Origin of the sequence: Methylobacterium sp. OAE515, from assembly GCF_041806315.1 — a bacterium.
Classification (GTDB): Bacteria; Pseudomonadota; Alphaproteobacteria; order Rhizobiales; family Beijerinckiaceae; genus Methylobacterium; species Methylobacterium tardum.
Window position 1 is genome coordinate 3,220,824 of the sequence record NZ_JBGMUV010000001.1, and the last position, 25,554, is coordinate 3,246,377.

General features: G+C 70.1%; 25 protein-coding genes and 1 tRNA gene. 12 read left to right on the forward strand and 14 right to left on the reverse strand.

All coding sequences use genetic code 11. The features are described 5' to 3' along the window. Positions 1–2: 2 nt before the first annotated feature. From odhB to lpdA, 3 genes are all read left to right on the forward strand, one after another. Complete coding sequence (gene odhB / locus ABIE45_RS15840) at positions 3–1,334, forward strand: 2-oxoglutarate dehydrogenase complex dihydrolipoyllysine-residue succinyltransferase (RefSeq protein WP_192708761.1); 1,332 nt, start codon at positions 3–5, stop codon at positions 1,332–1,334. 7 nt (positions 1,335–1,341) lie between these two features. Then, positions 1,342–2,097, forward strand: a complete 756-nt coding sequence (locus ABIE45_RS15845; RefSeq protein WP_192708762.1) for an SDR family oxidoreductase — start codon at positions 1,342–1,344, stop codon at positions 2,095–2,097. Positions 2,098–2,158: 61 nt separating this feature from the next. Next, positions 2,159–3,562, forward strand: coding sequence for a dihydrolipoyl dehydrogenase (lpdA, locus tag ABIE45_RS15850; protein WP_192708763.1), 1,404 nt, complete (start codon positions 2,159–2,161; stop codon positions 3,560–3,562). 235 nt (positions 3,563–3,797) lie between these two features. On the opposite strand, the gene ABIE45_RS15855 is transcribed toward lpdA, so the two are convergent. Together ABIE45_RS15855 and ABIE45_RS15860 are read right to left on the reverse strand one after the other, a co-directional pair. Continuing rightward, positions 3,798–4,700: a response regulator gene (locus ABIE45_RS15855; protein WP_373622372.1), complete on the reverse strand. Its 903-nt coding sequence runs from the start codon at positions 4,698–4,700 to the stop codon at positions 3,798–3,800. Between the two features lie 108 nt (positions 4,701–4,808). Further along, on the reverse strand, positions 4,809–5,774 hold the full coding sequence (locus tag ABIE45_RS15860; protein WP_373622373.1) for a tyrosine recombinase XerC: 966 nt from the start codon (positions 5,772–5,774) through the stop codon (positions 4,809–4,811). Between the two features lie 101 nt (positions 5,775–5,875). On the opposite strand from ABIE45_RS15860, the gene ABIE45_RS15865 reads away from it, so the two are divergent. Further along, a complete protein-coding gene (locus ABIE45_RS15865) occupies positions 5,876–6,196 on the forward strand; it encodes a YnfA family protein (RefSeq protein ID WP_192708765.1) in 321 nt (106 codons plus the stop codon). 7 nt (positions 6,197–6,203) lie between these two features. On the opposite strand, the gene ABIE45_RS15870 is transcribed toward ABIE45_RS15865, so the two are convergent. Next, positions 6,204–6,776, reverse strand: a complete 573-nt coding sequence (locus ABIE45_RS15870) for a peroxidase-related enzyme (protein WP_373622374.1) — start codon at positions 6,774–6,776, stop codon at positions 6,204–6,206. Between the two features lie 89 nt (positions 6,777–6,865). On the opposite strand from ABIE45_RS15870, the gene ruvC reads away from it, so the two are divergent. Continuing rightward, on the forward strand, positions 6,866–7,489 hold the full coding sequence (gene ruvC / locus ABIE45_RS15875; RefSeq protein ID WP_192708767.1) for a crossover junction endodeoxyribonuclease RuvC: 624 nt from the start codon (positions 6,866–6,868) through the stop codon (positions 7,487–7,489). A gap of 17 nt (positions 7,490–7,506) precedes the next feature. On the opposite strand, the gene ABIE45_RS15880 is transcribed toward ruvC, so the two are convergent. Next, positions 7,507–7,590 (reverse strand) — tRNA-Tyr (locus ABIE45_RS15880). A gap of 276 nt (positions 7,591–7,866) precedes the next feature. Here ABIE45_RS15880 and ABIE45_RS15885 point away from each other — a divergent pair. From ABIE45_RS15885 to ABIE45_RS15895, 3 genes are all read left to right on the forward strand, one after another. Then, on the forward strand, positions 7,867–9,717 hold the full coding sequence (locus tag ABIE45_RS15885; protein ID WP_192708768.1) for a DEAD/DEAH box helicase family protein: 1,851 nt from the start codon (positions 7,867–7,869) through the stop codon (positions 9,715–9,717). Between the two features lie 40 nt (positions 9,718–9,757). Then, positions 9,758–10,081: a hypothetical protein gene (locus ABIE45_RS15890; protein ID WP_192708769.1), complete on the forward strand. Its 324-nt coding sequence runs from the start codon at positions 9,758–9,760 to the stop codon at positions 10,079–10,081. Positions 10,082–10,409: 328 nt separating this feature from the next. Further along, a complete protein-coding gene (locus ABIE45_RS15895) occupies positions 10,410–10,577 on the forward strand; it encodes a hypothetical protein (RefSeq protein ID WP_192708770.1) in 168 nt (55 codons plus the stop codon). A 178-nt stretch (positions 10,578–10,755) separates the two neighbouring features. Here ABIE45_RS15895 and ABIE45_RS15900 read toward each other — a convergent pair whose 3' ends face one another. Then, positions 10,756–11,811 carry a zinc ribbon domain-containing protein gene (locus tag ABIE45_RS15900; RefSeq protein ID WP_192708771.1) on the reverse strand — a complete coding sequence of 352 codons (1,056 nt, stop codon included), beginning with the start codon at positions 11,809–11,811 and terminating at the stop codon, positions 10,756–10,758. Positions 11,812–12,022: 211 nt separating this feature from the next. Here ABIE45_RS15900 and ABIE45_RS15905 point away from each other — a divergent pair, with 211 nt between their 5' ends. Then, positions 12,023–12,436 (forward strand): DUF3597 domain-containing protein, encoded by a 414-nt coding sequence (locus tag ABIE45_RS15905; RefSeq protein WP_192708772.1) that lies wholly within the window; start codon positions 12,023–12,025, stop codon positions 12,434–12,436. A 235-nt stretch (positions 12,437–12,671) separates the two neighbouring features. On the opposite strand, the gene ABIE45_RS15910 is transcribed toward ABIE45_RS15905, so the two are convergent. Together ABIE45_RS15910 and ABIE45_RS15915 are read right to left on the reverse strand one after the other, a co-directional pair. Next, on the reverse strand, positions 12,672–13,754 hold the full coding sequence (locus ABIE45_RS15910) for a polyamine ABC transporter substrate-binding protein (RefSeq protein ID WP_373622888.1): 1,083 nt from the start codon (positions 13,752–13,754) through the stop codon (positions 12,672–12,674). Between the two features lie 20 nt (positions 13,755–13,774). Next, on the reverse strand, positions 13,775–14,131 hold the full coding sequence (locus ABIE45_RS15915; protein ID WP_192708773.1) for a RidA family protein: 357 nt from the start codon (positions 14,129–14,131) through the stop codon (positions 13,775–13,777). 181 nt (positions 14,132–14,312) lie between these two features. Here ABIE45_RS15915 and ABIE45_RS15920 point away from each other — a divergent pair, with 181 nt between their 5' ends. After that, entirely contained in the window at positions 14,313–14,576 is a 264-nt protein-coding gene (locus tag ABIE45_RS15920) for a GlsB/YeaQ/YmgE family stress response membrane protein (RefSeq protein WP_192708806.1), read from the forward strand. Positions 14,577–14,783: 207 nt separating this feature from the next. On the opposite strand, the gene ABIE45_RS15925 is transcribed toward ABIE45_RS15920, so the two are convergent. The 3 genes from ABIE45_RS15925 to rpsO form a co-directional block, all read right to left on the reverse strand. Further along, positions 14,784–15,005, reverse strand: coding sequence for a YgaP-like transmembrane domain (locus ABIE45_RS15925; protein WP_020093742.1), 222 nt, complete (start codon positions 15,003–15,005; stop codon positions 14,784–14,786). Between the two features lie 164 nt (positions 15,006–15,169). Continuing rightward, a complete protein-coding gene (gene pnp, locus ABIE45_RS15930; RefSeq protein WP_192708774.1) occupies positions 15,170–17,389 on the reverse strand; it encodes a polyribonucleotide nucleotidyltransferase in 2,220 nt (739 codons plus the stop codon). Between the two features lie 211 nt (positions 17,390–17,600). Further along, positions 17,601–17,870, reverse strand: a complete 270-nt coding sequence (gene rpsO / locus ABIE45_RS15935; RefSeq protein ID WP_010685305.1) for a 30S ribosomal protein S15 — start codon at positions 17,868–17,870, stop codon at positions 17,601–17,603. Between the two features lie 481 nt (positions 17,871–18,351). Between rpsO and ABIE45_RS15940 the strand changes: the two genes are divergently transcribed. Continuing rightward, positions 18,352–19,746 (forward strand): amino acid permease, encoded by a 1,395-nt coding sequence (locus tag ABIE45_RS15940; RefSeq protein WP_192708775.1) that lies wholly within the window; start codon positions 18,352–18,354, stop codon positions 19,744–19,746. Here ABIE45_RS15940 and ABIE45_RS15945 read toward each other — a convergent pair. The 4 genes from ABIE45_RS15945 to ABIE45_RS15960 all read right to left on the reverse strand — a co-directional run bounded on the left by ABIE45_RS15945 (position 19,739) and on the right by ABIE45_RS15960 (position 23,559). Then, positions 19,739–20,149 carry a flagellar basal body rod C-terminal domain-containing protein gene (locus ABIE45_RS15945; RefSeq protein ID WP_192708776.1) on the reverse strand — a complete coding sequence of 137 codons (411 nt, stop codon included), beginning with the start codon at positions 20,147–20,149 and terminating at the stop codon, positions 19,739–19,741. The genes ABIE45_RS15940 and ABIE45_RS15945 overlap by 8 nt on opposite strands. A gap of 367 nt (positions 20,150–20,516) precedes the next feature. Continuing rightward, a complete protein-coding gene (locus ABIE45_RS15950) occupies positions 20,517–21,377 on the reverse strand; it encodes a formyltransferase family protein (RefSeq protein ID WP_192708777.1) in 861 nt (286 codons plus the stop codon). Next, positions 21,377–22,144 (reverse strand): SDR family NAD(P)-dependent oxidoreductase, encoded by a 768-nt coding sequence (locus tag ABIE45_RS15955; RefSeq protein ID WP_192708778.1) that lies wholly within the window; start codon positions 22,142–22,144, stop codon positions 21,377–21,379. The genes ABIE45_RS15950 and ABIE45_RS15955 overlap by 1 nt, the downstream gene beginning before the upstream one ends. Before the next feature lie 107 nt (positions 22,145–22,251). Further along, positions 22,252–23,559 carry a capsular biosynthesis protein gene (locus ABIE45_RS15960; protein ID WP_192708779.1) on the reverse strand — a complete coding sequence of 436 codons (1,308 nt, stop codon included), beginning with the start codon at positions 23,557–23,559 and terminating at the stop codon, positions 22,252–22,254. 334 nt (positions 23,560–23,893) lie between these two features. On the opposite strand from ABIE45_RS15960, the gene ABIE45_RS15965 reads away from it, so the two are divergent. Further along, positions 23,894–25,396: a capsular biosynthesis protein gene (locus tag ABIE45_RS15965; protein ID WP_192708780.1), complete on the forward strand. Its 1,503-nt coding sequence runs from the start codon at positions 23,894–23,896 to the stop codon at positions 25,394–25,396. The last annotated feature ends 158 nt before the right edge of the window (positions 25,397–25,554 follow it).

A 25,554-nucleotide genomic window follows, 5' to 3' on the forward strand; every position in this document is an offset into this window, starting at 1 on the left:
GCATGGCAACCGACATCCTCGTCCCGACCCTCGGCGAATCCGTGAGCGAGGCCACGATCGGCCGCTGGTTCAAGAAGCCCGGCGACACGGTCGCGGCCGACGAGCCGATCGTCGAGCTCGAGACCGACAAGGTAACGCTGGAGGTGAACGCCCCGGCGGCCGGGCAGCTCGGCGAGATCCTGGTCAAGGACGGCGAGACCGTCGAGCCCGGCGCCCTGCTCGGCTCGATCGTCGAGGCCGGTGCCGGCGGCGGAACGGCCAAGAAGGCCGCGCCGAAGGAGGCCCCGAAGGAGGCCGCCGAGACCAAGGCCGAGACCCGCAGCGAGGCTCCGAAGGCCGCTGCGCCCGCGAAGGCCGAGGCGCCGGCTCAGGAATCCTCGGCTGGTTACGGCAATCACGGTGATGCCGCCGCGCCTGCGGCTCAGCAGCGCCCGGTCGGCGACAATGGTCCGGCGGTTGCCAAGATCGCCCGCGAATCCGGTGTCGATCCGTCGAGCGTGAACGGCTCGGGCAAGGACGGCCGCGTCACCAAGGGCGACATGCTCGGCGCCATCGCCAAGGGCCCGGCCCCGTCGGCGCCCGCCAAGGAGGCCCGCCCGACCCTGCCGCGCGCCCCCTCGGCGCCGGACGACGCCGCGCGCGAGGAGCGCGTGCGCATGACGAAGCTGCGTCAGACCATCGCGCGCCGCCTCAAGGACGCGCAGGACACGGCGGCGATGCTGACGACGTTCAACGACGTCGACATGTCGGCCGTGATGGCGATGCGCAGCCAGTACAAGGACATCTTCGAGAAGAAGCACGGCACGAAGCTCGGCTTCATGGGCTTCTTCACCAAGGCGGTGATCGGCGCCCTCAAGGACGTGCCGGCGGTCAATGCCGAGATCGACGGCCAGGACCTCGTCTACAAGAACTACTACCACATCGGCATCGCAGTCGGCACCGATAAAGGCCTCGTCGTCCCGGTGGTGCGCGACGCCGACGACCTGTCGATCGCCGGGATCGAGAAGAAGATTGCCGGCTTCGGCAAGAAGGCCCGCGACGGCAAGCTCTCCATCGAGGAGATGCAGGGCGGCACCTTCACGATCACCAACGGCGGCATCTACGGCTCGCTGATGTCGACGCCGATCCTCAACGCGCCGCAATCCGGCATCCTCGGCATGCACCGCATCGAGGAGCGCCCGGTGGTCCGCGCCGGTAAGATCGAGGCGCGGCCGATGATGTACCTCGCCCTGTCGTACGACCATCGCATCGTCGACGGTAAGGAGGCCGTGACCTTCCTGGTGCGGGTCAAGGAGGCGCTGGAGGATCCGGCGCGCCTCGTGCTGGACCTCTGAGGCTGTCATGCCGGGCGCTGAGAACAGGGTCGCGATCGTCACCGGCGGCAGCCGCGGCATCGGCCGCGCGGTGGCGCTGCTCCTGGCCGAGCGCGGCTACGCGGTCTGCCTGAGCTACGTGTCGGATGCCGCCGCGGCGCAGGGCGTGGTGGATGCGATCACCGCCAAGGGCGGGACGGCGCTCGCCGTGAAGGGCGATGTCGGCAGCGAGGCCGACGTGATCGCCCTGTTCCAGGCGGCCGACGGGCTCGGCCGGCTCGCGGCGCTCGTCAACAATGCCGGCGTGGTCGACGTGAAGTCCGACGTGGCCGACATGAGCGCGGCCCGGCTCCAGCGGATGATGACCACCAACGTCGTCGGCAGCTTCCTCTGCGCCCGCGAGGCGGTGCGGCGCATGTCGACGAAGCGCGGCGGCGTCGGCGGATCGATCGTCAACCTGTCCTCGGTGGCGGCGCGGCTCGGCGGACCCGGCCAATTCGTCGACTACGCCGCCTCCAAGGGTGCGATCGACTCTCTGACGATCGGGCTCGCCCGCGAAGTCGCCGGCGAGGGCATCCGCGTCAACGCGGTGGCGCCCGGGATCATTGCCACCGAGATCCACGCCAGCGGCGGCGAGCCCGACCGGGTGGAACGCCTCGGCCCCGGCGTCCCGATGGGGCGGGCCGGCACCGCCGAGGAGGTCGCCGCGCCGATCGTGTGGCTCCTCTCGGAGGAGGCCTCCTACACCACGGGCGCCATCCTCGACATCGGCGGCGGCCGCTGAGTCCAACCTCATAGTCTTTGCCCGTCTTTTACGCGGCACGACCGACCGGAAGCGAACGCACATGTCTTACGATCTCGTCGTCATCGGCACTGGCCCTGGCGGCTATGTCTGCGCGATCCGCGCGGCGCAGCTCGGCCTGCGGACCGCGGTCGTCGAGAAGCGCGCGACCCATGGGGGCACCTGCCTCAACGTCGGTTGCATCCCGTCGAAGGCCTTGCTCCACGCCTCCGAGGCGTTCGAGGAAGCCAACAAGCACTTCGCCGATCTTGGGATCGACGTCGGCACGCCGAAGCTCGACCTGAAGAAGATGATGGCCTTCAAGGACGAGGGCGTGGCCGGCAACACGAAGGGTGTCGAGTTCCTGCTCAAGAAGAACAAGGTCGAGACCTTCCACGGCACAGGCCGGATCGCCGGCGCGGGCCGCGTCGAGGTCGTGTCCGAGGATGGCGGCAACCAGATGCTCGAGACCAAGAGCATCGTCATCGCCACCGGCTCCGACGTGACGCGCCTGCCGGGCGTGACCATCGACGAGACGGTGGTGGTGTCGTCGACGGGCGCTCTCGAACTCGACCGGGTGCCGAAGAAGCTCCTCGTCATCGGCGCCGGCGTGATCGGGCTGGAGCTGGGCTCCGTCTGGCGCCGGCTCGGCGCCGAGGTGACCGTGGTCGAGTATCTAGACCGGGTGCTGCCCGGCATGGATGGCGAGGTCGGCAAGCAGTTCCAGCGGATCCTGACCAAGCAAGGTATCGTCTTCAAGCTGTCCACCAAGGTGACGGGCGTCGAGGTCGGCAAGAAGGGCGGCGCGAGCGTCACAGTCGAGCCGGCCGCAGGTGGCGCGGCGGAGACGCTGCAGGCCGACGTGGTCCTGGTGGCGATCGGCCGGGTGCCCTACACCGAAGGCCTGGGTCTCGACACGGTCGGCGTCCAGCGGGACGACAAGGGCCGGATCCTGACGGATGCGCACTACGCCACCAACGTCACCGGCATCTACGCCATCGGCGACGTGATCGCCGGCCCCATGCTGGCCCACAAGGCCGAGGACGAGGGCGTCGCCATCGCCGAGATGCTGGCCGGGCAATCTGGCCACGTCAATTACGGCGTGATCCCCAACGTGGTCTACACGTTCCCGGAGGTCGCCTCGGTCGGCAAGACCGAGGAAGAGCTCAAGAAGGACGGCATCGCCTACAATGCCGGCAAATTCCCGTTCACGGCCAACGGCCGCGCCAAGGCGAACGGCACCACGGACGGCTTCGTGAAGGTTCTGGCCGATGCCCAGACCGACCGCGTGCTCGGCGTGCACATCGTCGGCGCCGATGCCGGCAACCTGATCGCCGAGGTGGCGGTGGCGATGGAGTTCGGTGCCTCATCCGAGGACATCGCCCGCACCTGCCACGCGCACCCGACGCTGACCGAGGCGGTGAAGGAAGCGGCGCTCGCGGTGAACAAGCGCGCCATCCACGTCTGAGCGACGGGCGGGTGGGATCCCACCCGCCTCCTCATCCTGACGTGCGGGCCGTGAAGAAGCGCCTTCGAGGCCGATCCGCCGTCATTCCGGGTCGCCGATGGCGAGCCCGGAATCCAGATCCGCACGCCGTGCAGGACCTGAGTGTGTCGGCGGCTGTGGGTTCCGGGCTCCGCTGCGCGGCCCCGGAAAGACGACGCGCCCAAGCGGCCGGTCGTTTCTCAGACCTGTAGGACGATCAGGCGATCTTGCGCCGCGAATTCGGCAGATCGGCGATCCGCAGGAGCGCGCTCGGCGCGGGCGGCGCCGTGAGGGCGTTCAGCAGGTACGGCCTGCGCAGGCCGAGGGCGTTGTGCAGGGCGAGGTCGATGTCGCGGGCGTAGAACGGCATCCGCAGCACCGCGTCGACGCCGAAATAGCGGCCCGCCTGGGCGACCGGCTCCAGCTCGGCCGTGGTCAGCAGGGTGATCCGGGTGCCGAGGCCGAGGGGCTGGATCTGGCAGGCGAGTTCGAGCCCGTCGATGCCGGCGAGCTTCACGTCGATGAAGGCGAAATCGTAGGACGCGAGCTTGAGCTGCTTCAGCGCGTGGCGGCCGTCATCCGTCTCGTCGAGCTCGATCGCGAAGCCGCTGCGCGCCACCACCCGGCTGATCGCGGACCGTCCCGCCGGCGTCGAGCAGGCGAGCAGCGCCCGGGTCGGCGCGCGGCGGCGGGCATCGGCGTGCAGAAGCTGCTCGATATGGCTCGGATCGAGGGGTGTTTTCAGAACCTCGTAGGCGCCGAGACTGGTGGCGATGTCCTGCCAGTGTGCCAGCACGCGGGTGGCGACCAGAACCAGGCAGGGCGGTTCCGCGCCGGCCCGACGCGCCACCGCGACGGCTTCGGGCCCACTCAGATCCTCGAGTTGAAGGCCGACGAAGGCCAGGGTCGGACGGTGCCGAAGCAGGATGTCGCAGAGTGCCTGACCGGAGGTCGCCTCATCGATGATGGCCCGTGCATCGAAGCGCTGAACGACTTCCCTGAGGGCTGTGCGGCGGCCCGTGTCGCAATCCGCGATCACAACCCGTGCCGGCGTCATTCCCTCCTCAAGCTCCATGACGCCCGCCCAGCCGATCCGTGTCTCGTCAGCGAGAGTGGCCAAAGATCATGACGAAGCTCTTAAAGAAAACGACTGCTAACTCGGGACAGTCGATATTCTGCAGAGTCCAGTAACATACTGCGTCAAAATTGCCCGCTCTAGCAGTTTAGATCAGCGTCCGGCTCGGGGATGGGCGGCCGCGTAGGCGCTCATCAGCCGGGCCGCATCGACCTGCGTGTAGAGCTGGGTGGTCGACAGGGAAGCGTGGCCGAGGAGTTCCTGGATGGCGCGGAGTTCCCCCTGCCGGGCAAGGAGATGTGTGGCGAAGGAGTGGCGCAGGGCGTGCGGCGTCGCGGTGTCGGGCAGGCCGAGGGCGCCCCGAGCACGGGCGACCGTGTACTGGATGATGCGCGGCGAGAGCGGGCCGCCGCGGGCCCCGACGAACAGCGGCCCCTCTGGCGGCAGCGGCAGCGGGCAGGCGGCGAGATAATCGGCGACGGCCTGGGCGACGACCGGCAGGATCGGCACCATCCGCTGCTTGCCGCCCTTGCCGAGGACGGTGACCTGATCGATGCCCGGCAACGGCGCGTCGCGCCGTGCGAGACCCAGCGCCTCGGAGATGCGCAGGCCGGCCCCGTAGAGCAGCGCCAGAACGGCGGCGTCCCGGGCGAGCACCCAGGGCTCGCGCTCCTCGCCGGCGCGAATGCCCGTGTCGGTCAGCGCCACCGCGGCTGAAACGGGGAGGGGGCGCGGCAGCCGCCGCGGCACCTTGGGCGAGCGCACGCCGCCGAGCGCCGAGACGGTCCCGTAACCCTCCCGCTCCAGATAGCGCGCGAAGGAGCGCAAGCCCGCGAGCATGCGCATCAGCGAGCGCCCGGAGACTTCGTCGGCCCGCCGCGCGGCCATGAAGGCGCGGATATCGCGCACCTTCAGGGCCACGAGCATCGGGATCGTCGGGGTGCCGTGGCGCGTGGCGAGGTGGTGGAGGAACTGGCGCAGGTCGCGCCCGTAGGCCTCGACGGTGTTGGGCGCCATCCGCCGCTCGCGCGCAAGCCCGTCGATCCAGGCCTGGACGGCCTCGCGCAGGGGGGCGTCGCCCGGAAGTAGCAGATCGTGGTCAGGCTCACGTGCGCTCATGGGACCTATCGACCGGATCATCCTTGCTGCGGACTTAACGTGCGCCCGCGCTCGCCCTCACGACGGTCGCTTGGCGCACGACGCCGTGCCAAGCTGCGTCCATGTCACTCCTCGCCTATGTCGGTGCCGCTCTTGCGGAGATCGCCGGATGCTTCGCGTTCTGGTCCTGGCTCCGGCTCGGCCGCTCCGTCTGGTGGATCGTGCCGGGCCTGGCCTCGCTGGCGGCCTTCGCCGGGCTGCTGACCCTGGTGGACAGCCCGGCCGCGGGGCGCACCTTCGCGGCCTATGGCGGGGTCTACGTCGCCGCGTCGGTCCTGTGGCTCTGGCTCGCCGAGGGCCACCGACCCGACCGCTGGGATCTCGCGGGCAGCGCGGTCTGCCTCGCCGGGACGGCGATCATCCTGCTCGGGCGCCGCGGCTGAGCCGGCCTCACCGACCCATCGCGTAGAATTCATCGTTCGGGCGCAGTTCTGCGACGCTGGCGATCCGGTTCGACAGGGCGAAGAGCGCGGTGATCGCCGCGATGTCCCAGATGTCGTCCGAGCTGAACCCGTGCTCGGCGAGGACCGCGTGATCCTCCGCGCCGACGCTCCGGGGATCGGTCGCGACCTTGACCGCGAAGGCCAGCATGGCGCGCTGGCGCGGGGTGATGTCGGCCTTGGCGTAGTTGACGGCGATCTGGTCGGCGATCAGCGGGTTCTTGGCCCGCACCCGCAGGATCGCGCCGTGGGCGATGACACAGTAGAGGCAGTCATTGGCCGCGCTGGTCGCCACCACGATCATCTCGCGCTCGGCCTTGGTCAGGCCGCCCGGCCGGTCCATCAGCGCGTCGTGATAGGCCATGAAGGCGCGGAACTCGTCCGGGCGATGCGCCAGCGCCAGGAAGATGTTGGGCACGAAGCCGGCCTTCTCCTGCACCAGGGCGATCCGGGCGCGCAGATCCTCTGGCATCTCTGAGAGCTTCGGCACCGGAAAGCGGCTGATCAGGGCGTCGGCGCTCATGGTCATCCTCCAGAAGCCGTGTCTTGGTGAAACCCGGCGTTCACGATACGTACGGCAGCCTCGGGCCGTTCGTCGAGCCGTGGAGCATCATGACCAGCCCCGTCCGCATCCTCGGCATCGATCCCGGGCTCCGCCGCACCGGCTGGGGCCTCATCACCGCGCAGGGCACCAAGCTCACCTACGGCGATTGCGGCGTCGTGACCTCGGACGGCGAGCTGCCGCTGGCCCTGCGCCTGCGCGAGCTGTTCGAGGGGATCGGTCGCATCGTCGAGAGCGTGAAGCCCGACGAGGTCGCCGTGGAGGAAACCTTCGTCAACAAGGACGCGCAGGCGACCCTCAAGCTGGGCCATGCCCGGGCCATGGCGCTGGTGGTGCCGGCGCTCGCCGGGCTGCCGGTGTTCGAGTACGCCGCCAACCTGATCAAGAAGACCGTGGCGGGCTCGGGCCATGCCGAGAAGGTGCAGATCCAGGCGATGGTGCGCTTCCTGCTGCCGAAGGCCGAGTTCCGCATCGCCGACGCCGCCGACGCGCTGGCCATCGCCATCACCCATGCCAGCCACCGGGACTCGCACGCGCTGCGCAAGGCGCACCTGCCGGCGGGCAAGCGCCGCACGCTCACGGGCCAGGCGGCTGCGGGGCAGGGGCTCGAAGGGAAGGGCTTCTCCGCCGCCGCCGCCGCGCGCATCGAGGCCGCGTTGGCGAAACAGAGCTGACGGGATCGGGAAGGACTTGGTGGGGGAAGTAGGACTCGAACCTACGAAGCTTACGCAGCGGATTTACAGTCCGCCCCCTTTGCCGCTCGGGACATTCCCCCAAGGCGGGTTTTTCGCCCGCGGCGCCCTTATGGTGAGGGGTGGGCCGGGTGTCAACGCTTGTGATGCCCGGATCCGGTCTCACATGTGCGGCGGCCGTGAAGGGATATCGGTTTCCGGCGCGGAAGCCGCTCGGGCGGGAGCGCCTGAGCCGGGTCTGGGGTTGCATTCCGCCGACGTTGCCGAGACGAGAACGCGAACGTTCCGCGACTCCGGGGGATTCACAAAGGAATCCGGATCGGCCACGGTGCGTGCATGTCGCCCTGCTTCGTCGGCCCTTGACCCGTCCCGCCCCGTCCCTGCGGTCCCACCAGCGCACGCTGATGGCCCTGGTCTCGGCCATGGCGCGCGGGGAGGTGGGCCATGTCCGCAAGATCTTGGCTGCGGTGACGCCCGGCGGCGGCAAGTCGCTGCTGCCGGTGATCGCCGCGCATGGGCTCATCGAGGCCGGTCTCGTCGAGCGCGTGGTCTGGGTGGTGCCGCGGGATTCGCTGCGACTGCAGGCTGAGGAGGCCTTTGCCGACCCGCTCTGGCGCGCAGCCTTCGGGCATGCCCTCTCCGTGCGCGCCGCCGACAACGAGCGTGATCCGGCCCGGGGCCTGGCCGGCTACATCACCACTTACCAGGCGGTCGCCGCCGCGCCGGCTCTTCATCTGGCGGAAGCGCGGGCGCACCGGACCCTTCTGGTCATCGACGAGGTCCATCACCTGCCGGTTCCCGGCAGGCCGGGAGCGGAGGAAGCCTCCGCCGAGGACGCGGAGGCCGGGGCATGGTCCCGGGCGATGCTGCCCGTGATGGAGGCGGCCGCCTTCCGCCTCTACCTGTCGGGCACGCTCGAGCGGGCGGACGGTCGGCGCATCCTCGGCCTGCCCTACCAGCCCGCAGCCCCGGGCCGCGGGCCGGAACTCGACCTCGACGCGCCGGGCCTCGCGGTGATCGGCTATTCGCGCGCCCAGGCCCTCGCCGAACGGGCCGTGCTGCCGGTGACCTTCGGGGCGATCGACGGCGAGGCGAGCTGGCTCGAGGGTGGCCGGATCGCCGGCGACAGCCCGCGGGTCGGACCACACCGGCTGGGCGCCGGCTCGGTGCGGGTCACCACACGGCCGGCCCTGTTCACGGCCCTCCGCACCGGTTTCGCCCGCGATCTCCTGAGCGAGGCGTTCCACGCCACGAAGCGCCTGCGCGCCCGGCGCCGAGCGGAGCGGCAGCTTCCGCCCGGGGAGGCCGTGAGGGGGCTCGGCAAGCTTCTGGTGGTGGCGCCGGATCAGGCGAGCGCGCGGGCCTATCTGGCGACCCTGCGAAGCTGGATGCCGGCCGGGCAGGGGGAGCGCGACGTGCGCCTGGCGACCTCCGGCCAGGGCGACGCCCATGCCGCCCTGGCCGCCTTCCGCCTCACCCCGGAACCGGCGGTGCTCGTAACGGTGGCGATGGCCTACGAGGGCCTCGACGCGCCGGAGGTCGCCGTGGTTGCGGCCCTCACCCATATCCGGTCGCGCCCCTGGCTGGAGCAGATGCTCGCCCGGGCGACCCGGGTCGATCCGCATGCCGGCGCCTACGACGCGCAGCAGGCCCTGATCTTCCACCCCGACGACCCGCTCTTCGCCCGCTTCCGCCTGGAGCTGGAGACCGAGCAGGGCAGCAGCGTCCGGCCCCGGCGCGAGCGCCCGGCCAGCGCCGTCGTGCCCGAGCGGACCCGCTGGCGTGACGACGAGCCCGCCGGGATCACGCCCCTGGAGAGCAACGCGATCGGCCTACGTTATGCCCTCCTGCGCCCGCGCCTCGCCGAGCCGACGCCGATGGCACCGACCCCCGAGCCGCCCTCCATCACCGAGCGGACGCTGCGCCAGAGGCTCGCCGTCGCGGTGGCGGCGCAGGCGGTGGAGGACGAGGCCTCGCTGCGGGTGCCCCGCGCCGGCAACCTCGCGCATCGCTATAACGCCGTGCTGAAGCGCGTGCTCGGCAAGGGCCGCGCGACTATGACCCTGCCGGAGTTGGAGGCAGCGCTCGCCTGGCTTGAACGCAACCGCCTCTCCGACCATCTCGACCGCCTCGACGGCGATGCCCGCTACGCTTGGTCCGCCCGGCAGCGCCGCGGACGCTGGCAGCCGGAGCGCGCCGCCGGCCGCTGAGCCGCGGTGCGGGATCGACGCGACGGAGGGGAGAAGCGCCATGACCGAGAGCCTGACCGCCGCCTTCGCCGCGGCCCTGACCGAGACCGCTCCCCCAGCGTCCTGGCCGGCGCCGCTCGCCGCCCTCTGGTGGCTGGCCAAGGATCCGTCAGGCTCGGACCCGGCTGCCTGGGAGCGGGCGCATGCCCTGGTTCAGGACGCGTCCGGGCCCGATGCCGCCTGGGTGCACGCCCATCTCCATAGGCTCGAGGGCGACGCAGGCAACGCGCGCTACTGGTACGGGCGCGCCGGCCGCCCGGGACCGCGCGGTACCCCGGCGGAGGAGCGGACCGCCATCATCACGGCCCTGTCGAACCCGGCTTAATTCATCCTTTCGCAACGGATCGGAATCCGCCGCCCCGCCGTTCCTGGTCGCGGCGGGAACGAACCCGCTTTTGGGCGGAGGATTTGTCGATCGCAGTTTGCAACAAATGTCGATTTTCAAGTTCGGTCTAATACCGAGACGGGACAAATCAGTCATTTTTGGATTGTCGACCGGATACAACCTCAGATTTAGTGTTCTCAAATCAAGCTGGGCGGCCCTGGCGGAAACTTCACAATTCCGAATTCGCTATGGATGACGCTATTTTTTCGCTCGCCTGCCGGCGAAATCTGATTATGGCTACGCGCATCAAGTCCGGAAGCAGGGAAACGTGCTGATCGCCGTGATGAGCTTGGTGTGTCTAATCTGCGGCGTGAGTTTCGCGGGTCTTTCATTGCGGTATCCGGGGCGCGCGGCCGTCTTTGAGCGCTGGAGCGGGATCTGCCTCGTGCTCGGCCTGTGCCTGCTCGGAGCGGCGCTGCACGGCGCCCGCACGTAGGCCCCCTGACACCTTTCCCGGCGCGCCGGATCACGCACAGGGAGGCGCCACAGTGGCAGGCGTGTCGGCAGGATGGCCGATCAGCTGAGCTTAGCGGTGTCTACGGTGTCTCGGCAGAGCCTCCGGCGCGGCAAGCCGCGCGCTGGGTTACATGCCGGCCATTCGCCCCACGGGCCGGTCAGGCCTGCCCCAGGGCGGCATTACCGCCGCGGCTGCCGCAGGCGGAGCAGAACCGTTCGAACGTGCTCTTGCGATGGTCGCAGGCGGGGCACCGCTCGAACAGGCCAATCCCGCAATGCGGGCAGAAATTCGCATTCGGGCTCGCGACGTCGACGGGCCGTTCGCAGCCCGGGCAGACCTTCTTGGCGAGGCGGAGCAGGGCCTGATCGGTGGCGATCTCGGTCCGTCGCTCCTCGTCGGGTCGCGCTTCCGCGATCCGCTGGCGCTCCCGATAGGCGTGGAGGGCGTTGATCGCCGCGCGTCCGGCCACGAGGGTGACCACCACCCCGACGCCGTAATGGACGTAGCCGCCGTAGCTCGGCAGATACGGCACCAGCTCGACGAAGAACGCGAAGGCCGCCGCCAGCGCGAACCCCCACACGAACGGCCAATTGCGCGTGTTCCGCCGTTTCAGGAGCAGCCATCCGGCCAGAACCAGCAGCGGGAGGGTCACGGCGAGCCGGTAGCCAAAGACGCGCAGCTCCTGCGTGCTCTCGGCGGCCTGGAGCTTCTGCTGGGCGGCCGCGCGCTCCTCGCTGTCCTCGGCCATCAGCGCCGATTGTTTCTGTGCGAGGTCGAGATCCGCCTGAGCCAGGGCTTCCAGCCGTTCCTCGACCGTCCGCTCGGCGGCCTTCAGGGCGTCGAGTTGCTGCGTCCGGGCAACCAGATCGGGATCCTGGTCGACACGCTGTGTCGTATCCCGGGTCTTCAGCCAGTTGGCGAAGGTCTCGCGGGCAGCCGCGGAGGCCGAGCGCGCCGCGTCGAGGGCGAGCTGGGCCTGATCCGTCTGCTGCTGGTTGTCGCCGCGCTCACGGCGGACCTCCTTCAGGGCGGCCGCGGTGGTCTGCGACTTCCCGGGATTGAGGAATTGCTCGAGTGTATAGCGGTGCTCGACCTCCGGCAGGTCGCCGACCACCAGGGAACCGAGGCCGATCAGGAAAACCGCGAAGGCGACGGCCACCAGCCAGAGGATGAGGGTGAAGGACCGCTCGGATAGACTGACACCTGATCTCACGACACGATCCTCGGCTGGTCCAGGCGGGTGCGATGACATCCGATCTGCCCGGTGCAGGCCCGGGTCGAATCGGTTCTCCGCGGACGGCAGCCGCCGAGCTTAGCAGGCGACCGGGACGCGCGTCCCGTCTCGGCTACGGAACGTCGAGCCGCATAACCTGTTGTCAGGCCGCCCGGCGCGGATGCTGGGTTACGAGAATCGGAGCGGACCCATGAGCCTCCTCGGCAGCATCGTCGGCAAGATCCTCCACCCGTTCGGCGGTGGAACCGCGGAGGCCGCGCCCTCGGCCACGGCCGGCTCGGGTGGTCCGGCCACCTCCAGCACGCCCTCCACCCCGTCCGCCCCCGGCAGCGCCGGCGGCAGCGAGCCCGTGGATGTCGCGGCCGTGCTCACCAGCCTCGCCGAGAAGAACCCGCAGACGCTCGACTGGCGCCACTCGATCGTGGACCTGATGAAGCTGCTCGGCCTCGATTCCGGCCTCGCCTCGCGCAAGCAGCTCGCCGACGAGTTGCACTACACCGGCGACAAGGACGACTCGGCCTCGATGAACATCTGGCTGCACAAGCAGGTCATGCAGAAGCTCGCCGAGAACGGCGGCAAGGTGCCGGATGACCTGAAGCACTAGGCGGCGGCACCAGCGTCCCTCCTGACGGCGAGGGCCCGGCGACATGGAACGCCGGGCTCCCTATCCGAAGGTTTGCCGGCGGCTATCGCCTCGTCCTTCCGGGGCGCCGGAGGCGAGCCCGGAAAGCAGAGGCTCTGTGGGTGCTTATTCCTGGGGTCCTCGGCGTGTCTGGATCCCGGGCTCCGCTGCGCGGCCCCGGGATGACGCCTCTGGAGTCGTGTGCCTTGAGGCCCCCTCAGCGCCCGGTCCGGACCCGGGTCCACAGACGGGTGACGAAGCGCTGGGTGCGGTCGTCCCAGGCGGTGTTGATCGAGAGGCGCTGCATCGTCGCCTCGTCCGGGTAGATGCCGGGATTGCTCAGGATCTCGGGCTTCACGAACTTCTTCGCGGCGAGATTGCCGCTGGCATAGGCCACGAAGTTGGTGTTCGCCGCGGCCACATCGGGCCGCATCATGTAGTCGATGAAGGCCAGCGCCTCGGCCGGGTGGGCGGCATCCTTCGGGATCGCGAAGGTGTCGAACCACATCAGCGCGCCTTCCTTCGGCACCACGTAGGCGATCTCGGTCCCGTTCTTGGCCTCGTCGGCGCGGCGCTTGGCCTGCATCACGTCGCCCGAATAGCCCACCGCCACGCAGATATCGCCGTTGGCCAGCGCCTGGATGTACTCCGACGAGTGGAACTTCCGCACGGAGCCGCGCACCTTGTAGAGGGCGTCGGTCACCAGGGTCATGTCGTCCCAGCGCTTGGAATCGGCCTTGGCCCCAAAGGCCGGCAGCATGCTCGGGATCAGATCCTCGGGGCTGTCGAGCATCATGATCCCGCACTCCTTCAGCTTGTTGGCGGAAGCGGGATTGAGGACGAGGTTCCAGGAATTCACCGCCGCGTTGGCGCCCAGGCGCTCGCGCACGGCAGCGACGTTGTAGCCGATGCCGGTGGTGCCCCACATGTAGTCGACGGCGTAGGTGTTGCCGGGATCGTAGGCCGCCAGCCGGCTCGTGACCTCGGGCCAGAGATTGCCGAGGTTCTTCAGCTTGGACTTGTCGAGCGGCAGGAAGGCGCCGGCCCGGATCAGCCGCTGCAGGTAGGGCCCCGACGGCACGACGATGTCGTAGCCCGAGCGGCCGGCCAGCAGCTTGGTCTCGAGGATCTCGTTGTTGTCGTAGGTGTCGTAGACGACCTTGATGCCGGTCTCGCGGGTGAAGGCCTCGAGCACCTTCGGGTCGATATAGTCCGACCAGTTGTAGATGTTGAGGACCCGCTCCTCGGCGGCCGGGACCGGCTGCGCGAAGGGGAGGGCGGCCAGAAGGACGGCCGCCAGAACGAGGCGACGCAGGCCGTTCACCGGCTCCTCGCGGCCACGACCACGATCTCGACGAGATACTCGGGCGCGGCGAGCTTGGCCTCGACGGTGGCGCGGGCCGGCGGGTTCTCCGGGGAGACCCAGGCATCCCAGGCCGCGTTCATCTCCGCGAAGGTCGCGATGTCGGCGAGGTAGACGGTGGCCGAGAGGATCCGCTCCTTGTCGCTGCCCGCTGCGGCCAGCAGCCGGTCGATCTCCGAGAGGATCTGCTGCGTCTGGATCGTCACCCCGGTGCCGACCGTGTCGGATGCGACCTGGCCGGCGAGGTAGACCATGTCGCCGAAGGTCACGGCCTGCGACATCCGCTTGCCCGGCTCGATCCGCTGAATGTCCATGCCCGTCTCCACACCTCAGGAACCGGCGTATCTGCCGCGGCGGCGGCCCGGCCGTAAAGGGCTGCGCGTCCGGCCGCCGCTGGAACCCGAGGAAAATCGTCATCCGGCGGCGGGGTGCGGGCAACCGTCGCGGTCCGCGGCGCGTTCTGCCGGCATCGACAGTCACGCCTTGGGGTTTGTTATGGGTATCCTCTGGACCATCATCATCGGGTTCATCGCCGGCGTCATCGCCAAGTTCCTCATGCCGGGCCCGAACGAGCCCGCCGGCTTCATCCTGACCACGATCCTCGGCATCGTCGGCGCCTTCGTGGCGACGTTCCTGGGACAGGCCATCGGCTGGTACGGACCGAACCAGGGGGCGGGCTTCATCGGTGCGATCGTGGGCGCCGTGGTCGTGCTGTTCATTTACGGCCTGATCGCCGGCCGCCGCACCACCACCTACTGAACCGTCCGGTAGGCCCCGGAACGACGAGGGGCGCCCCGCGGGGCGCCCCTTTTGTTGTCTGGCCGCCGCATCCGGTCGGGGCCTCGCCACAGCGCCTTCCGTCAGCTCGGGCGCAGCGAAGTGACCCAGGGCAACCCGACGATGTCGGACGGTGCACGGACTGGATTGCTTCGCTTCGCTCGCAAAGACGGCTCGAACGTCGGGGCCTTAAAGATGCTCGGACGCGGCCTTCACGGCGCAATGACCGGTTGCGCCGCGCACCGCGAGGCCGACGCCGACGACGAGCGCCAGCAGGCTCAGGAGCTTGTTGGGGCGGGGCTGCGCGGCGGCCGCGGCGATGCCGAGGCCGAGCGCCACCGAGACGGCGCGCTCCGTGGTCGACAGGTTCGGCTGCCCGCTGAAGATGTCGTGCATCATGTCGTTGGCCATGAGGGTCTCCGGTTCGGAAGTCGCGGGGGAACGCGGCATCCGGCGCCCCGTTCCCGGCTGACGGCCGACCCCCGTGCGACGAAAAGAAAAGGGCGCGGCCCCTGAGGACCGCGCCCGTCTGAGACATCCAGCACCGGCCGGAGCCGGTGCGCGCGTCCCGCGGCTTACTCGCCGGCCTCGCGGCGGCGCTCGCCGCGATGCCGGCCGCCCTCGCGGGGCTCGCGCGGCTCGTCGCCGCGCTCGGCCCGGTCGGCGTCGCGCTGAGCCTTCACCTTCTCGGTGATGTCCTCGCCCGTCTGCTGGTCGACGACCTTCATGGACAGGCGGATCTTGCCGCGGTCGTCCTGACCGAGGAACTTCACCTTGACCTTGTCGCCTTCCTTGACGACGTCCTGAACCTTGGCGACCCGCTGGGCAGCGAGCTCCGAGATGTGGACGAGACCGTCCTTGGCACCGAAGAAGTTCACGAAGGCGCCGAACTCCATGCACTTCACGATCGTGCCGTCGTAGATCACGCCGACTTCCGGCTCCGCCACGATCGAGCGGATCCAGTTGTAGGCCGCCTTGATCGCCTTGCCGTCGGCCGAGGCGATCTTGACGATGCCAGTATCCTCGATGTTGATCTTGGCGCCGGTCTTCTCGACGATCTCGCGGATCACCTTGCCGCCGGTGCCGATCACGTCGCGGATCTTGTCCGTCGGGATCTGCATCGTCTCGATGCGCGGCGCGTACTCGCCGAGCTCCGGACGGGCAGCGGTCAGGGCCTTGGCCATCTCGGCGAGGATGTGGGCGCGCCCGTCCTTCGCCTGGTCGAGGGCGACCCGCATGATCTCCTCGGTGATGCCGGCGATCTTGATGTCCATCTGGAGCGAGGTCACGCCCTCGTCCGTGCCGGCCACCTTGAAGTCCATGTCGCCGAGGTGATCCTCGTCGCCCAGGATGTCGGACAGGACCGCGAAGCGCTCACCTTCGAGGATGAGGCCCATGGCGATGCCGGCCACCGGACGGCGCAGGGGCACGCCGGCATCCATCAGCGACAGCGAGCCGCCGCAGACCGAGGCCATCGAGGACGAGCCGTTCGACTCGGTGATCTCCGACACGACGCGGATCGTGTAGGGGAACTCGTGGGCCGGCGGCAGGACCGGACGGATCGCCCGCCAGGCAAGCTTGCCGTGGCCGATCTCGCGACGGCCCGGGGAGCCCATGCGGCCGGTCTCACCGACGCTGTAGGGAGGGAAGTTGTAGTGGAGCAGGAAGCGCTCCTTGTAGGTGCCTTCCAGCGAGTCGATGAACTGCTCGTCCTCACCGGTGCCGAGGGTGGCGACCACGAGGGCCTGGGTCTCGCCGCGGGTGAACAGCGACGAACCGTGGGCCCGCGGCAGGACGCCGACCTCGGAGACGATCGGGCGGACCGTCTTCAGGTCGCGGCCGTCGATGCGGGCGCCGGTGTCGAGCACGTTCCAGCGCACAACCTTCGACTGGGCCTCCTTGAAGGCGGCCTTGACCTTCTCGGCCGGGTACTTCTCGGCACCCTCCGGGCAGAGAGCGGCCATCACCTTCGCCTTGACGGCGTCGACGGCGGCGTAGCGCTCCTGCTTGACCGTCTTGGTGTAGGCGGCGCGCAGCTCGGTCTCGCAGACCTCGAGGACGGCCTTCTCGACGTCGGCGTTCTCGGGAGCCTTGAAGTCGCGCGGCTCCTTGGCGGCCTTCTCGGCGAGGCGGATGATCGCCTCGATCACGGGCTGGAAATGCTTGTGGCCGAACATCACGGCGCCGAGCATCACGTCCTCGGACAGCTCCTTGGCCTCCGACTCGACCATCAGCACCGCGTCCTGCGTGCCGGCGACGACGAGGTCGAGGCTGGACTCCTCCTTGGTCTCGGTGACCAGCGGGTTCAGCCGGTAACTCCCGTTGATGTAGCCGACGCGGGCGCCGCCGATCGGGCCCATGAACGGCACGCCCGACAGGGTCAGGGCGGCGGAGGCCGCGACCATGGCGACGATGTCGGGATCGTTCTCAAGGTCGTGGGTCAGGACGGTGACGACGACCTGGGTGTCGTTGCGCCAGCCCTCGACGAAGAGCGGGCGGATCGGGCGGTCGATCAGGCGGGAGACCAGGGTCTCCTTCTCGGAGGGACGGCCCTCGCGCTTGAAGTAGCCGCCCGGGATGCGGCCGGCCGCGTAGGCGCGCTCCTGGTAGTTCACGGTGAGCGGCATGAAGTCGATGCCGGGCTTCGGCTCCTTCGTGGCGACCACGGTGGCGAGCACCGAAGTCTCGCCGTAGGTGGCGACCACGGCGCCGTCGGCCTGGCGGGCAACCTTGCCGGTCTCGAGGACGAGCTTGCGGTCGCCCCACATCAGCTCTTCGCGTTGAACGTCGAACATTCTTTCGTCTCTTCCTTGCCTGCGGCGGGCCCAAGCCCGGCGCCGCCCGGGGGCAAGACGGCGAGACACTCCACGGCGTGAGTGTCTCGCGATCCTGCCCCGATGCCGGCGCCTCGAAGCGGCCCGCTTGACGGGAGGCCGGACCCATTCCGGCATCCCGCGATGGTGAAACGCGGTCCCGGGCCGTGCCCGGAACCGCGCGATAGACGCCTTAGCGGCGGATGCCGAGACGCTCGATGAGGGCGCGGTAGCGGGCCTCGTCCTTGCGCTTGACGTAGTCGAGCAGCGAGCGGCGCTGCGAGACCAGCTTCAGGAGGCCGCGCCGGGAATGGTTGTCCTTGGCGTGGGTCTTGAAGTGGCCGGTGAGGTTGGTGATCCGCTCGGTCAGGATTGCCACCTGGACCTCGGGGGACCCGGTGTCCTTGGCGTCCTTGCGGTGTTCCTTGATGAGCGCGGTCTTGCGCTCTGCCGTGATCGACATCGCGTGCCTTTCGGGTTGTGCTGGTCGGATGCGGCGCCCCGTTCGGGCGCGCGCGGGCTCGGCGTTCGGCCGGTGCCGGGATGTCGTCCAGCACGGTCACAGCGCCAAGCGGCTCAAGCCCCGCCCGGTAACCCGGGTCGAGGCTCGCGTTCCATGACACGAAACCGTCGGATATGCCAGCCCCGAGCCTGCGGGCCGCCGTGTCCGATCGACCCCGCACAAGACGATCGCATCCCGCGGCGTCGTGCCGGGGCCACGAAGCAGGGCCCGGAATCCAGATCCGCGTGGTTGGCTCAGCCTGGCGGCACCGGCGATTCGGGATCTTGGGCTCGGCTACGCGGCCCCGGGAGGGTCCGGTGAACCATTCCGTTTGCGGCCACGCTGCGCGATGCTTCGACGCGTGACCGGGCTCGGGACACGTTCAGGCGCGCCGCTTGCTCCTCGGCGTTCGAGGCGCGATCAAGCGGGAAGGGGGGACGGAATGGCCGAATCTGCGGTGACGACAGGCGTCCGTGCCGAGCCCGGGCAGAGCCGCGCGCTCGCCCGGAGCCTCACGGCCCCCGGCCTCATCGCCATCGGGCTCGGCGCCACGATTGGCGCCGGCATCTTCGTGCTCACCGGGACCGCGGCGGCGCAATATGCCGGCCCGGCGCTCAGCCTCTCCTTCGTTATTGGCGGGATCGCGTGCGGCTTCGTCGGCCTGTGCTACGCCGAATTGGCGGCCATGATCCCGGAGCCGGGCTCCACCTACACCTACACCCGGGCGAGCCTGGGGCGGTTTCCGGCCTGGGTGGTCGGCTGGGACCTCGTCCTCGAATTCGCCGTGGCGGCGGCGACGGTGGCGGTGGGCTGGTCGGGCTACGCGCAGTCGCTCGCGGCGGATTTCGGCCTGCGGCTGCCGACCTCGCTCGCCGCAGCGCCCGGGGATGGCGGCCTCATAAACCTGCCGGCCGTCGGCATCGTCCTGCTGCTGACCGCGCTCCTGATGCGCGCCACCCGGGAGGCCTCTCTGGTGAACGGTCTCCTGGTCGCCTGCAAGGTGGCGATCATCCTGGCCTTCGTGTGCGTCGGCGCGGCCCATCTCAAGCCGGAGCTCTGGCAGCCGTTCGTGCCGGACAATGCGGGGCGCTTCGGCGCCTTTGGCTGGAGCGGCGTGTTCCGCGGCGCCGCGGTGGTGTTCTTCGCCTTCGTGGGCTTCGAGACCGTGGCGACGGCCGCGGGCGAGTGCCGGACGCCGCAGCGGGACGCGCCGGTCGGGCTGATCGGGTCGCTCCTGATCACCACGGTGCTGTACGTGGCGATGGCGGCCGTGCTCACCGGCCTCGTCCCGTACCGCGACCTCGACGTCGCCGACCCGGTGGCCAAGGCGGTCGACACGATCGGCCTGTCGCGCTTCGCGACGGTGATCAAGGCCGGCGCCCTGATCGGCCTGACCACGTCGGCGCTGACCGCGCTCTACGGGCAGGGCCGGATCTTCTTCGCCATGGCCCGTGACGGCCTCCTCCCGGAGGCCTTCTGCCGGGTCCATCCGGTGACGCGGGCGCCCGTGGCGAGCCAGCTGGTGATCGGCCTGTTCACGGCCGCGGTGGCGGGCCTCGTCCCGATCGACATCCTCGGCGAGATCGTCAGCATCGGCACGCTCCTGGCGTTCTGCCTCGTCTGCGCCACGGTGCTGATCCTGCGCCGGACGGAGCCGGACCGGCCGCGCCCCTTCCGGGTGCCGGCGGCGACGCTCACGGCCGGGCTCGGCATCCTGTCGTGCCTGACGCTGATGGCCTCGCTCCCGGCCGAGACCTGGATCCGCCTCGCGCTCTGGCTGGTACTGGGCCTCGCGATCTATGCCGGCTACGGCCGGCGGCGCGCCGGGCTCAGCTGATCAGGTTGATCGTCGCCTGGGTCAGCCTGTCGATCGTGGCCGAGGCGTTGAGATTGGCCTCGTAGTTCCGGACCACCTGCTGCAGGTCGGCCGATTCCGCGGCCGCGTTCACGTTGGGCAGGCGAACATATCCCCTGAGGTCGGCGGCGCCGTTCGACGGGTCGTAGCGCCGGCGGAAGTCGCTGCTGTCGCGCACGATGCGGCCGACCGGGCTGCGCGGGCTGTCGGCCACGACGGGGGCAAACACCGCGATCTTGCGGGCATAGGGCGCCCCGCCCGGTTCGGTGGGAGCGGAATCGGCGTTGGCGATGTTCTCGGAGATCGTGCGGATCCGTCCGGTCTGCACCTGCCGGCCAGCCGCCAGTGCGTCAGAGGCCGAGTGGAGGGCGCTGGTATCCGGCATGCGCGGGCCTGAGCGGCGGAAGGACGGTGCACGATCCTCGGCGCGATAGGCTTAACGACCGGTTAAGATCACGTCCGGCGAGCTCTTGGGCTCAACCTCCAGCCGCTTCGCGAGACGTGGCCGTCAGAGACGCAGCAGGATCCCGATCTGCACGCAAAACTAGCGGTCCCGAAAACCGTTTCCGTCATCCCGGGGCCGCGGAGCGGAGCCCAGGATCCAGAACCGCCGACGCGACAAGGTTTCGCATCGCGGGTGCGTCTCGATTGCCCGCCTCCGGCGTGCCCCTTCGGGTCCGGGCTCGCCTGCGTCGCCCCGGAATGACGGCGCGCGCGCAGACACCGAGCCGCGCGAACTCAGAATCTGATGCTCACCTCACCGTCCCGGAGAGGCTCAACGCCTCCCGGAGATCCTGACCGTCGGTCAGCCGTAGGCCCCGGCGGCGCAGGGATGCCAGCATCGCCCGGTCCGGGAACGGGCAGTAGGGCAGCACCGCGGTGGTCTGGCCCTCGGGCATCGCGCCGGTCCGGGCAATTGTGTCCAGCAGCCCGTCCAGCAGGCCGCGCCCGTGAGCGTGCAGCGCCACGGCGGCCCGGGTTGCGGTGGTGTCGGGGGGCAGGGGCACGGATTCCTGGGCGAGGATCGCCCCGGTGTCGATCGTGGCGGCCAGCCGGTGCAGCGTCATGCCGAAGCTGCCGGGGCCCTCGGCCAGGGCGTGGATCGTCGGCACCGGGCCGCGGTGACGAGGCAGCAGGCCGGGATGGCCGTTGATGCCTCCGAGCCGCGCCAGCCCGATCGTCTCCGGCTTCAGGATCTGGTCGAAATGGTAGGTCAGGATCAGGTCCGGCGCCGCCTCGCGCAGCCGTTGCGCGACTTCGAGACCGTTGACGTCGTCGATCGATAGAGTCGGTATGCCGAGGCGTCGGCACAGGGTCTTGAGGGGTGTCGCTTCGGGCGCGTCGCCGCTTCCGGCCACCGCCTGGGTCAGTGGCGCCAGGGGCCGCAGCAGGTCGGGCAGGCCGAAATTGACCGCAAGGTAAGGCAGGATGCCGGCGCCCGAACGCGCGAGGTGCCGCCGGATCTGGCCCGTCAGGCCGCCGCTCGACGGCCGTTCGGCGTTGGAGAGGCCCACGAAGGCGATGTCGGCCCGGTAATCGGCGACGAGCCGGCGGACCACACGGGCGTTCGGCAGCGCCTCCAGGACGAACAGCGCGATCCGGGGCCGCGCCATCAGCGGCGCTTCCGCCGCTGGAACCGGAAGGCGTAGAGCCCGGCCTTGCGGACATTCTCCGGCAGGAGCAGCACGGTGCGGGCGAGGGCCGCGAGGATGAACGGGAACGCGATCACGTCACGGTTGGCCGCGATGCCCTTGGCGATGCGCACGGCGGCCTCCTCGGCGCTGATCTCCAGCGGCCGCCAGCCCTTCAGCTCACCGCCCATCGGGGTCTTCACGTAGCCCGGCGTCACGACGTTGACCTTCACGCCCCGGGGCCCGACCTTTTGCCGAAGCGCCAGACCGTGGGCAACGAGGGCCGCCTTGGCGCCGCTATAGGCCGGCGCGTCCTGCAGCGGCGCATAGGCAGCCAGCGACGACAGCAGGACGATCTGGCCACGCCCACGCTCGAGCATCAGCGTCAGGCTGGGCAGCACGACGTTGAGCGAGCCGGTGTAGTTGATGTCGGCGGTCTCGAAGGCCACGTCCTCGGCCTCGACCTGCCCCTCCTGGTTGCCGCCGTTCACCGCGGCATTGGCGATGACGAGGTCGAGGGGCGCCTCCGCGTCCGACCGGCGCACGAGCGCCACAGCATCGGCCCGGTCGCGGGTGTCCAGGCGGGCGGCGTCGACCGTGGCGCCACTGACGCGACAGTCGCGGGCCACAATGTCCAGGCGCTCGGCGTTGCGGCCAACGAGGATGAGGCTGACGCCGGGTTGCGCGTAGTGGCGCGCCAGCGCAGCGCCGATGCCGCTCGACGCGCCGGTGATCAGAATGCGGGGCATGGGGCGGGTTACGCCGTCGGGCGTGGAAAGATCAAGGTCGGGACGGGCTCACCGACGGTGAAAGCCGTGTCAAAGGCCCCGGATCCCTCCGCCGGCGCGGATTTCGGTCAGTAAACCGGGGCGAGTTCGCCGTCCCGCTCGGCCGCTTCGCGGATCGCCCGCGCCGCCGCCAGCATCGAATCGGGCAGCGCCGCCTCCATCCGTGGCACCGAGCCGGCCACGGCCCGGTCGATGGCCTCCTTAGAGAAGAAGCCGCCGTTGACCTGGGTCCGATGCAGCACGACGCGGCGGAAATCGGCCATCAGGCCCATATCGGGCGCCGTCGGGCTCTTCCAGAAGCCGTCGAGGTCGCCCTGATGAGTTAGGCCGGCCATGTTGTAGATCGCGCTGCCGACCGCGTGGGTGGGGCAGCCCATCTCCAGCGACAGCATGCCCACCGTCGAGTTGACGATGACCACGCCGCGCGCGCCCTTGATCAGGGCCGGAAGGTCGCCGCCGTCGATGAAGTCGAGCCGGTCGCTGACGCCATGGCGGCGGGCCGAGGCGCGGGCGAACTTGCGCCAATTGATCAGGCCGCTGTCGAGCGGATGCAGCTTCACCAGCAGACGCGTCGGCGCCGCGGAGGCGTCCGCGAAGGACTTGATCACCCGGTCCATGAAGCCCTCGACGCCGAGGAACGGCGAGTGGACCCGGATCTGGTAGTCGCTGTCGAGTTGGAGCGGCAGCAGGAAGTAGTCGCAGCCGACGGCACGGTAGATCTCGTCGCAGCGCGCGGCCTCGCGACGGGTATGGGCCCGGCGGGTGAACTTCTTGATCCAGCCCGCATATTCGGCCGCGATATGGGTCGGCCGGTGGCTGCGGAAATGCGGGAAGAGATAGGGGAACAGGACGTTGGCGAGGTTGTAGCCGACGTCCCAGACGCTGCGGCGGGCCATGTCCCCCGTGGAGGGCATCGCCCGACCGGGCTGCGGCAGGCGCCGCGCCAGGGCCCGGACCTCGTCGGCCGTCCGCGGCAGCGACGAGAAGCCGTTCACGCCGCCCAGTTCGCAGGTGATCCAGTTCGGGCGGATGTAGCCCTCCTCGAACACGTGCACCCGCAGGCCGCGATACTCGGCAATCATCCGGGCGGCCTTGTGGAACGGACGGCAATCCCCGAACAGCACGATATCGGTGACACTCTCGCGGTCGAGATAGGATTCGAGATACGCGCCCCAGGCCTCGCGGCGGCCGCGGTAATTGTCCGCCTCGCCGCTCCAGAACAGCCAGTCACCGGGGCAGAGATTGATGCGCCGGACCTGATGCCCCCGCGCGCGCAGCGCCTTTCCGAGATCGGAGAAGAACGGCGTGGCGATGCCCTGGAGGAAGAGGAAGGTCGCAGGGCGGTCACGGAGGGCGTCGGGGGCGGGCTGTTGCATTCCGCGGCGCTTCTATCCTTGACCCTGGCCCGGACGTGCCGGGCCGATGAGAGACAATCAGGTGGCACGGAGCCTGACGGCCCGGCAATCCAAAGCCGTGCCGCAGCACGGTTTTTCCGCGTCGGCGTGGCCCGTCTGCAACGGTGGCGCGTCCGCGGTTCGAGGTTCGGATTAGGCCGGCAATCGCGGCGACGATATGTCCAAATCCTTTCCAGGTCGTGGCGGCGGTGACGTCGGCCGCGGTTGTCCCCGCGTTGCACGGCCATCCCACGCCGACGAAAATGCGCTACAGGCGGCCCACCACCTCGCCCGACCGGAGCCGGACGCGCCGACCATGGCCCCTGAACCCACCCCGTCGCTCTACGCGACCGGCCGCACGATCCGCCGCCTGCGGGCGGAGATCGAGGCCGCGACGGGCCTCGCCTTCGCGCCGGCGCACTCCCGAGCAGTCGGCGCGGTCTGGGGCGCCGGCAGTCCGGCCGGGCGTCTGCTGGCCCTGGCGGGCCGCCGGCGCCTCGTGGTCGCCCCCGGGCCGCTCCTCAGCCCGTACGATGCGCCGGAGACCGGTTTCGCCTCCCTGAGAATCAGCCTCGACGGCGTGCCGCTCGGCGGGGAGGGCGGCGTCCACTACCTCGATCCCTGGACCCGGGCGCCGATCGAGCGCGCAGCCTGCGCCGAGCGGGTGGCGTGGCTCGCCGCGCGCTTTTCCGAGAACGACCGGCGGGTCATCTATGTCGGGATGTCGCGCTGGAAGCGGCCGGCCCTCGACGTGCTCGGGGCCGGGCCCGCCGGGCGCCCGATCCACACCATGACCACCGAGGCCGCCATCAAGGCTGGTCGGCGCCATCGCGGGCGCGTCCTCGCCTGGGCGACCCGGGCGCCGGGACAGCTGGAGGCGGCCTGCGCGCAGGCCGGGCTGCCGTTGGCCCGGGTGGAGGACGGGTTCCTGCGCTCCGTCGGGCTCGGCGCCAGCCTGCAGCCCGGCGCCTCCATCGTGGTCGACGATCTCGGCATCTACTACGATCCGCGCCGGGAGAGCCGCCTCCAGCGGCTGCTCGCCGAGGCGGACTTCACCCCGGATCTCGTTGCCCGGGCACGCCGCCTGCGCGAGGAGGTCGTGGCGCGCCGGCTCAGTAAGTACAATGTCGGCCTGGACGCCGCGTCGCTCGACTGGCCGGCCGGACGGCGGATCGTTCTGGTCCCCGGCCAGGTGGAGGACGATGCCTCGGTGCGGCACGGCTCGCCGCTGGTCCGCTCGAACCGGGCGCTCCTGGAGGCGGCCCGACGACGCAACCCGGACGCGTTCCTGCTCTACAAGCCGCATCCCGACGTGGAGGCCGGCTTCCGCCCGGGGATCATCCCGGAGGCGGAGGCGCTGACCCTGGCCGACCGGATCGTCGCCGGCATCAGCATCGTCGACCTGCTCGACCGGGTGCACCACGTCGAGACCATGACGTCGCTCGCCGGCTTCGAGGCGTTGATCCGCGGCCTCACCGTGGCGACGCACGGCCGGCCTTTCTACGCGGGCTGGGGCCTGTCGGAGGATCTGGCGCCGGGGGCCGACCGGGGCCGCCGGCTGAGCCTCGACGCGCTGGTGGCCGGGGCGATGATCCTCTATCCGCGCTACCTCGATCCCGTGGCGATGAAGCCGTGCACCCCGGAGCAGCTCCTCGACCGGCTCAGCGCGGCCCGGGACGCGGCGCCGCGCAGCGCCCTGTCCATCGGCCGGGCGGCCCACCTGATGATGCGGGCTCGATACGGGCTCCTCAATCCGATCGTGCGGGCGCTGCGCAGCCGGCGCGGCGTCGGCCGCGAGACCGGAGGCGGCCCGCGGTGAGACGGATCCCGGGCCGAGACACCGGAATTCCGAGACCTTGCTGTGACACCAAAGCGATAGCGCGCGCTGCTAAGGTCGAGATTCAGCAGCACGCCCCGGGCCGCCCCCGATCAATCCGGATCAGGAGCGACTCGCAAACCCTTGCTCCGACGCGCTGT

What these genes read in the sequence shown, in the direction of transcription:
- ruvC (WP_192708767.1), top strand. Translation starts at nt 6,866, where the DNA reads ATGACCAGCCCCGTCCGCATCCTCGGCATCGATCCCGGGCTCCGCCGC.
- ABIE45_RS15870 (WP_373622374.1), bottom strand. Translation starts at nt 6,776, where the DNA reads ATGAGCGCCGACGCCCTGATCAGCCGCTTTCCGGTGCCGAAGCTCTCA.
- ABIE45_RS15915 (WP_192708773.1), bottom strand. Translation starts at nt 14,131, where the DNA reads ATGGACATTCAGCGGATCGAGCCGGGCAAGCGGATGTCGCAGGCCGTG.
- ABIE45_RS15955 (WP_192708778.1), bottom strand. Translation starts at nt 22,144, where the DNA reads ATGCCCCGCATTCTGATCACCGGCGCGTCGAGCGGCATCGGCGCTGCG.
- ABIE45_RS15965 (WP_192708780.1), top strand. Translation starts at nt 23,894, where the DNA reads ATGGCCCCTGAACCCACCCCGTCGCTCTACGCGACCGGCCGCACGATC.
- rpsO (WP_010685305.1), bottom strand. Translation starts at nt 17,870, where the DNA reads ATGTCGATCACGGCAGAGCGCAAGACCGCGCTCATCAAGGAACACCGC.
- ABIE45_RS15945 (WP_192708776.1), bottom strand. Translation starts at nt 20,149, where the DNA reads ATGCCGGATACCAGCGCCCTCCACTCGGCCTCTGACGCACTGGCGGCT.
- ABIE45_RS15865 (WP_192708765.1), top strand. Translation starts at nt 5,876, where the DNA reads ATGTCACTCCTCGCCTATGTCGGTGCCGCTCTTGCGGAGATCGCCGGA.
- ABIE45_RS15890 (WP_192708769.1), top strand. Translation starts at nt 9,758, where the DNA reads ATGACCGAGAGCCTGACCGCCGCCTTCGCCGCGGCCCTGACCGAGACC.
- ABIE45_RS15860 (WP_373622373.1), bottom strand. Translation starts at nt 5,774, where the DNA reads ATGAGCGCACGTGAGCCTGACCACGATCTGCTACTTCCGGGCGACGCC.
- ABIE45_RS15920 (WP_192708806.1), top strand. Translation starts at nt 14,313, where the DNA reads ATGGGTATCCTCTGGACCATCATCATCGGGTTCATCGCCGGCGTCATC.
- ABIE45_RS15845 (WP_192708762.1), top strand. Translation starts at nt 1,342, where the DNA reads ATGCCGGGCGCTGAGAACAGGGTCGCGATCGTCACCGGCGGCAGCCGC.
- ABIE45_RS15940 (WP_192708775.1), top strand. Translation starts at nt 18,352, where the DNA reads ATGGCCGAATCTGCGGTGACGACAGGCGTCCGTGCCGAGCCCGGGCAG.
- pnp (WP_192708774.1), bottom strand. Translation starts at nt 17,389, where the DNA reads ATGTTCGACGTTCAACGCGAAGAGCTGATGTGGGGCGACCGCAAGCTC.
- ABIE45_RS15905 (WP_192708772.1), top strand. Translation starts at nt 12,023, where the DNA reads ATGAGCCTCCTCGGCAGCATCGTCGGCAAGATCCTCCACCCGTTCGGC.
- ABIE45_RS15950 (WP_192708777.1), bottom strand. Translation starts at nt 21,377, where the DNA reads ATGGCGCGGCCCCGGATCGCGCTGTTCGTCCTGGAGGCGCTGCCGAAC.
- odhB (WP_192708761.1), top strand. Translation starts at nt 3, where the DNA reads ATGGCAACCGACATCCTCGTCCCGACCCTCGGCGAATCCGTGAGCGAG.
- lpdA (WP_192708763.1), top strand. Translation starts at nt 2,159, where the DNA reads ATGTCTTACGATCTCGTCGTCATCGGCACTGGCCCTGGCGGCTATGTC.
- ABIE45_RS15960 (WP_192708779.1), bottom strand. Translation starts at nt 23,559, where the DNA reads ATGCAACAGCCCGCCCCCGACGCCCTCCGTGACCGCCCTGCGACCTTC.
- ABIE45_RS15925 (WP_020093742.1), bottom strand. Translation starts at nt 15,005, where the DNA reads ATGGCCAACGACATGATGCACGACATCTTCAGCGGGCAGCCGAACCTG.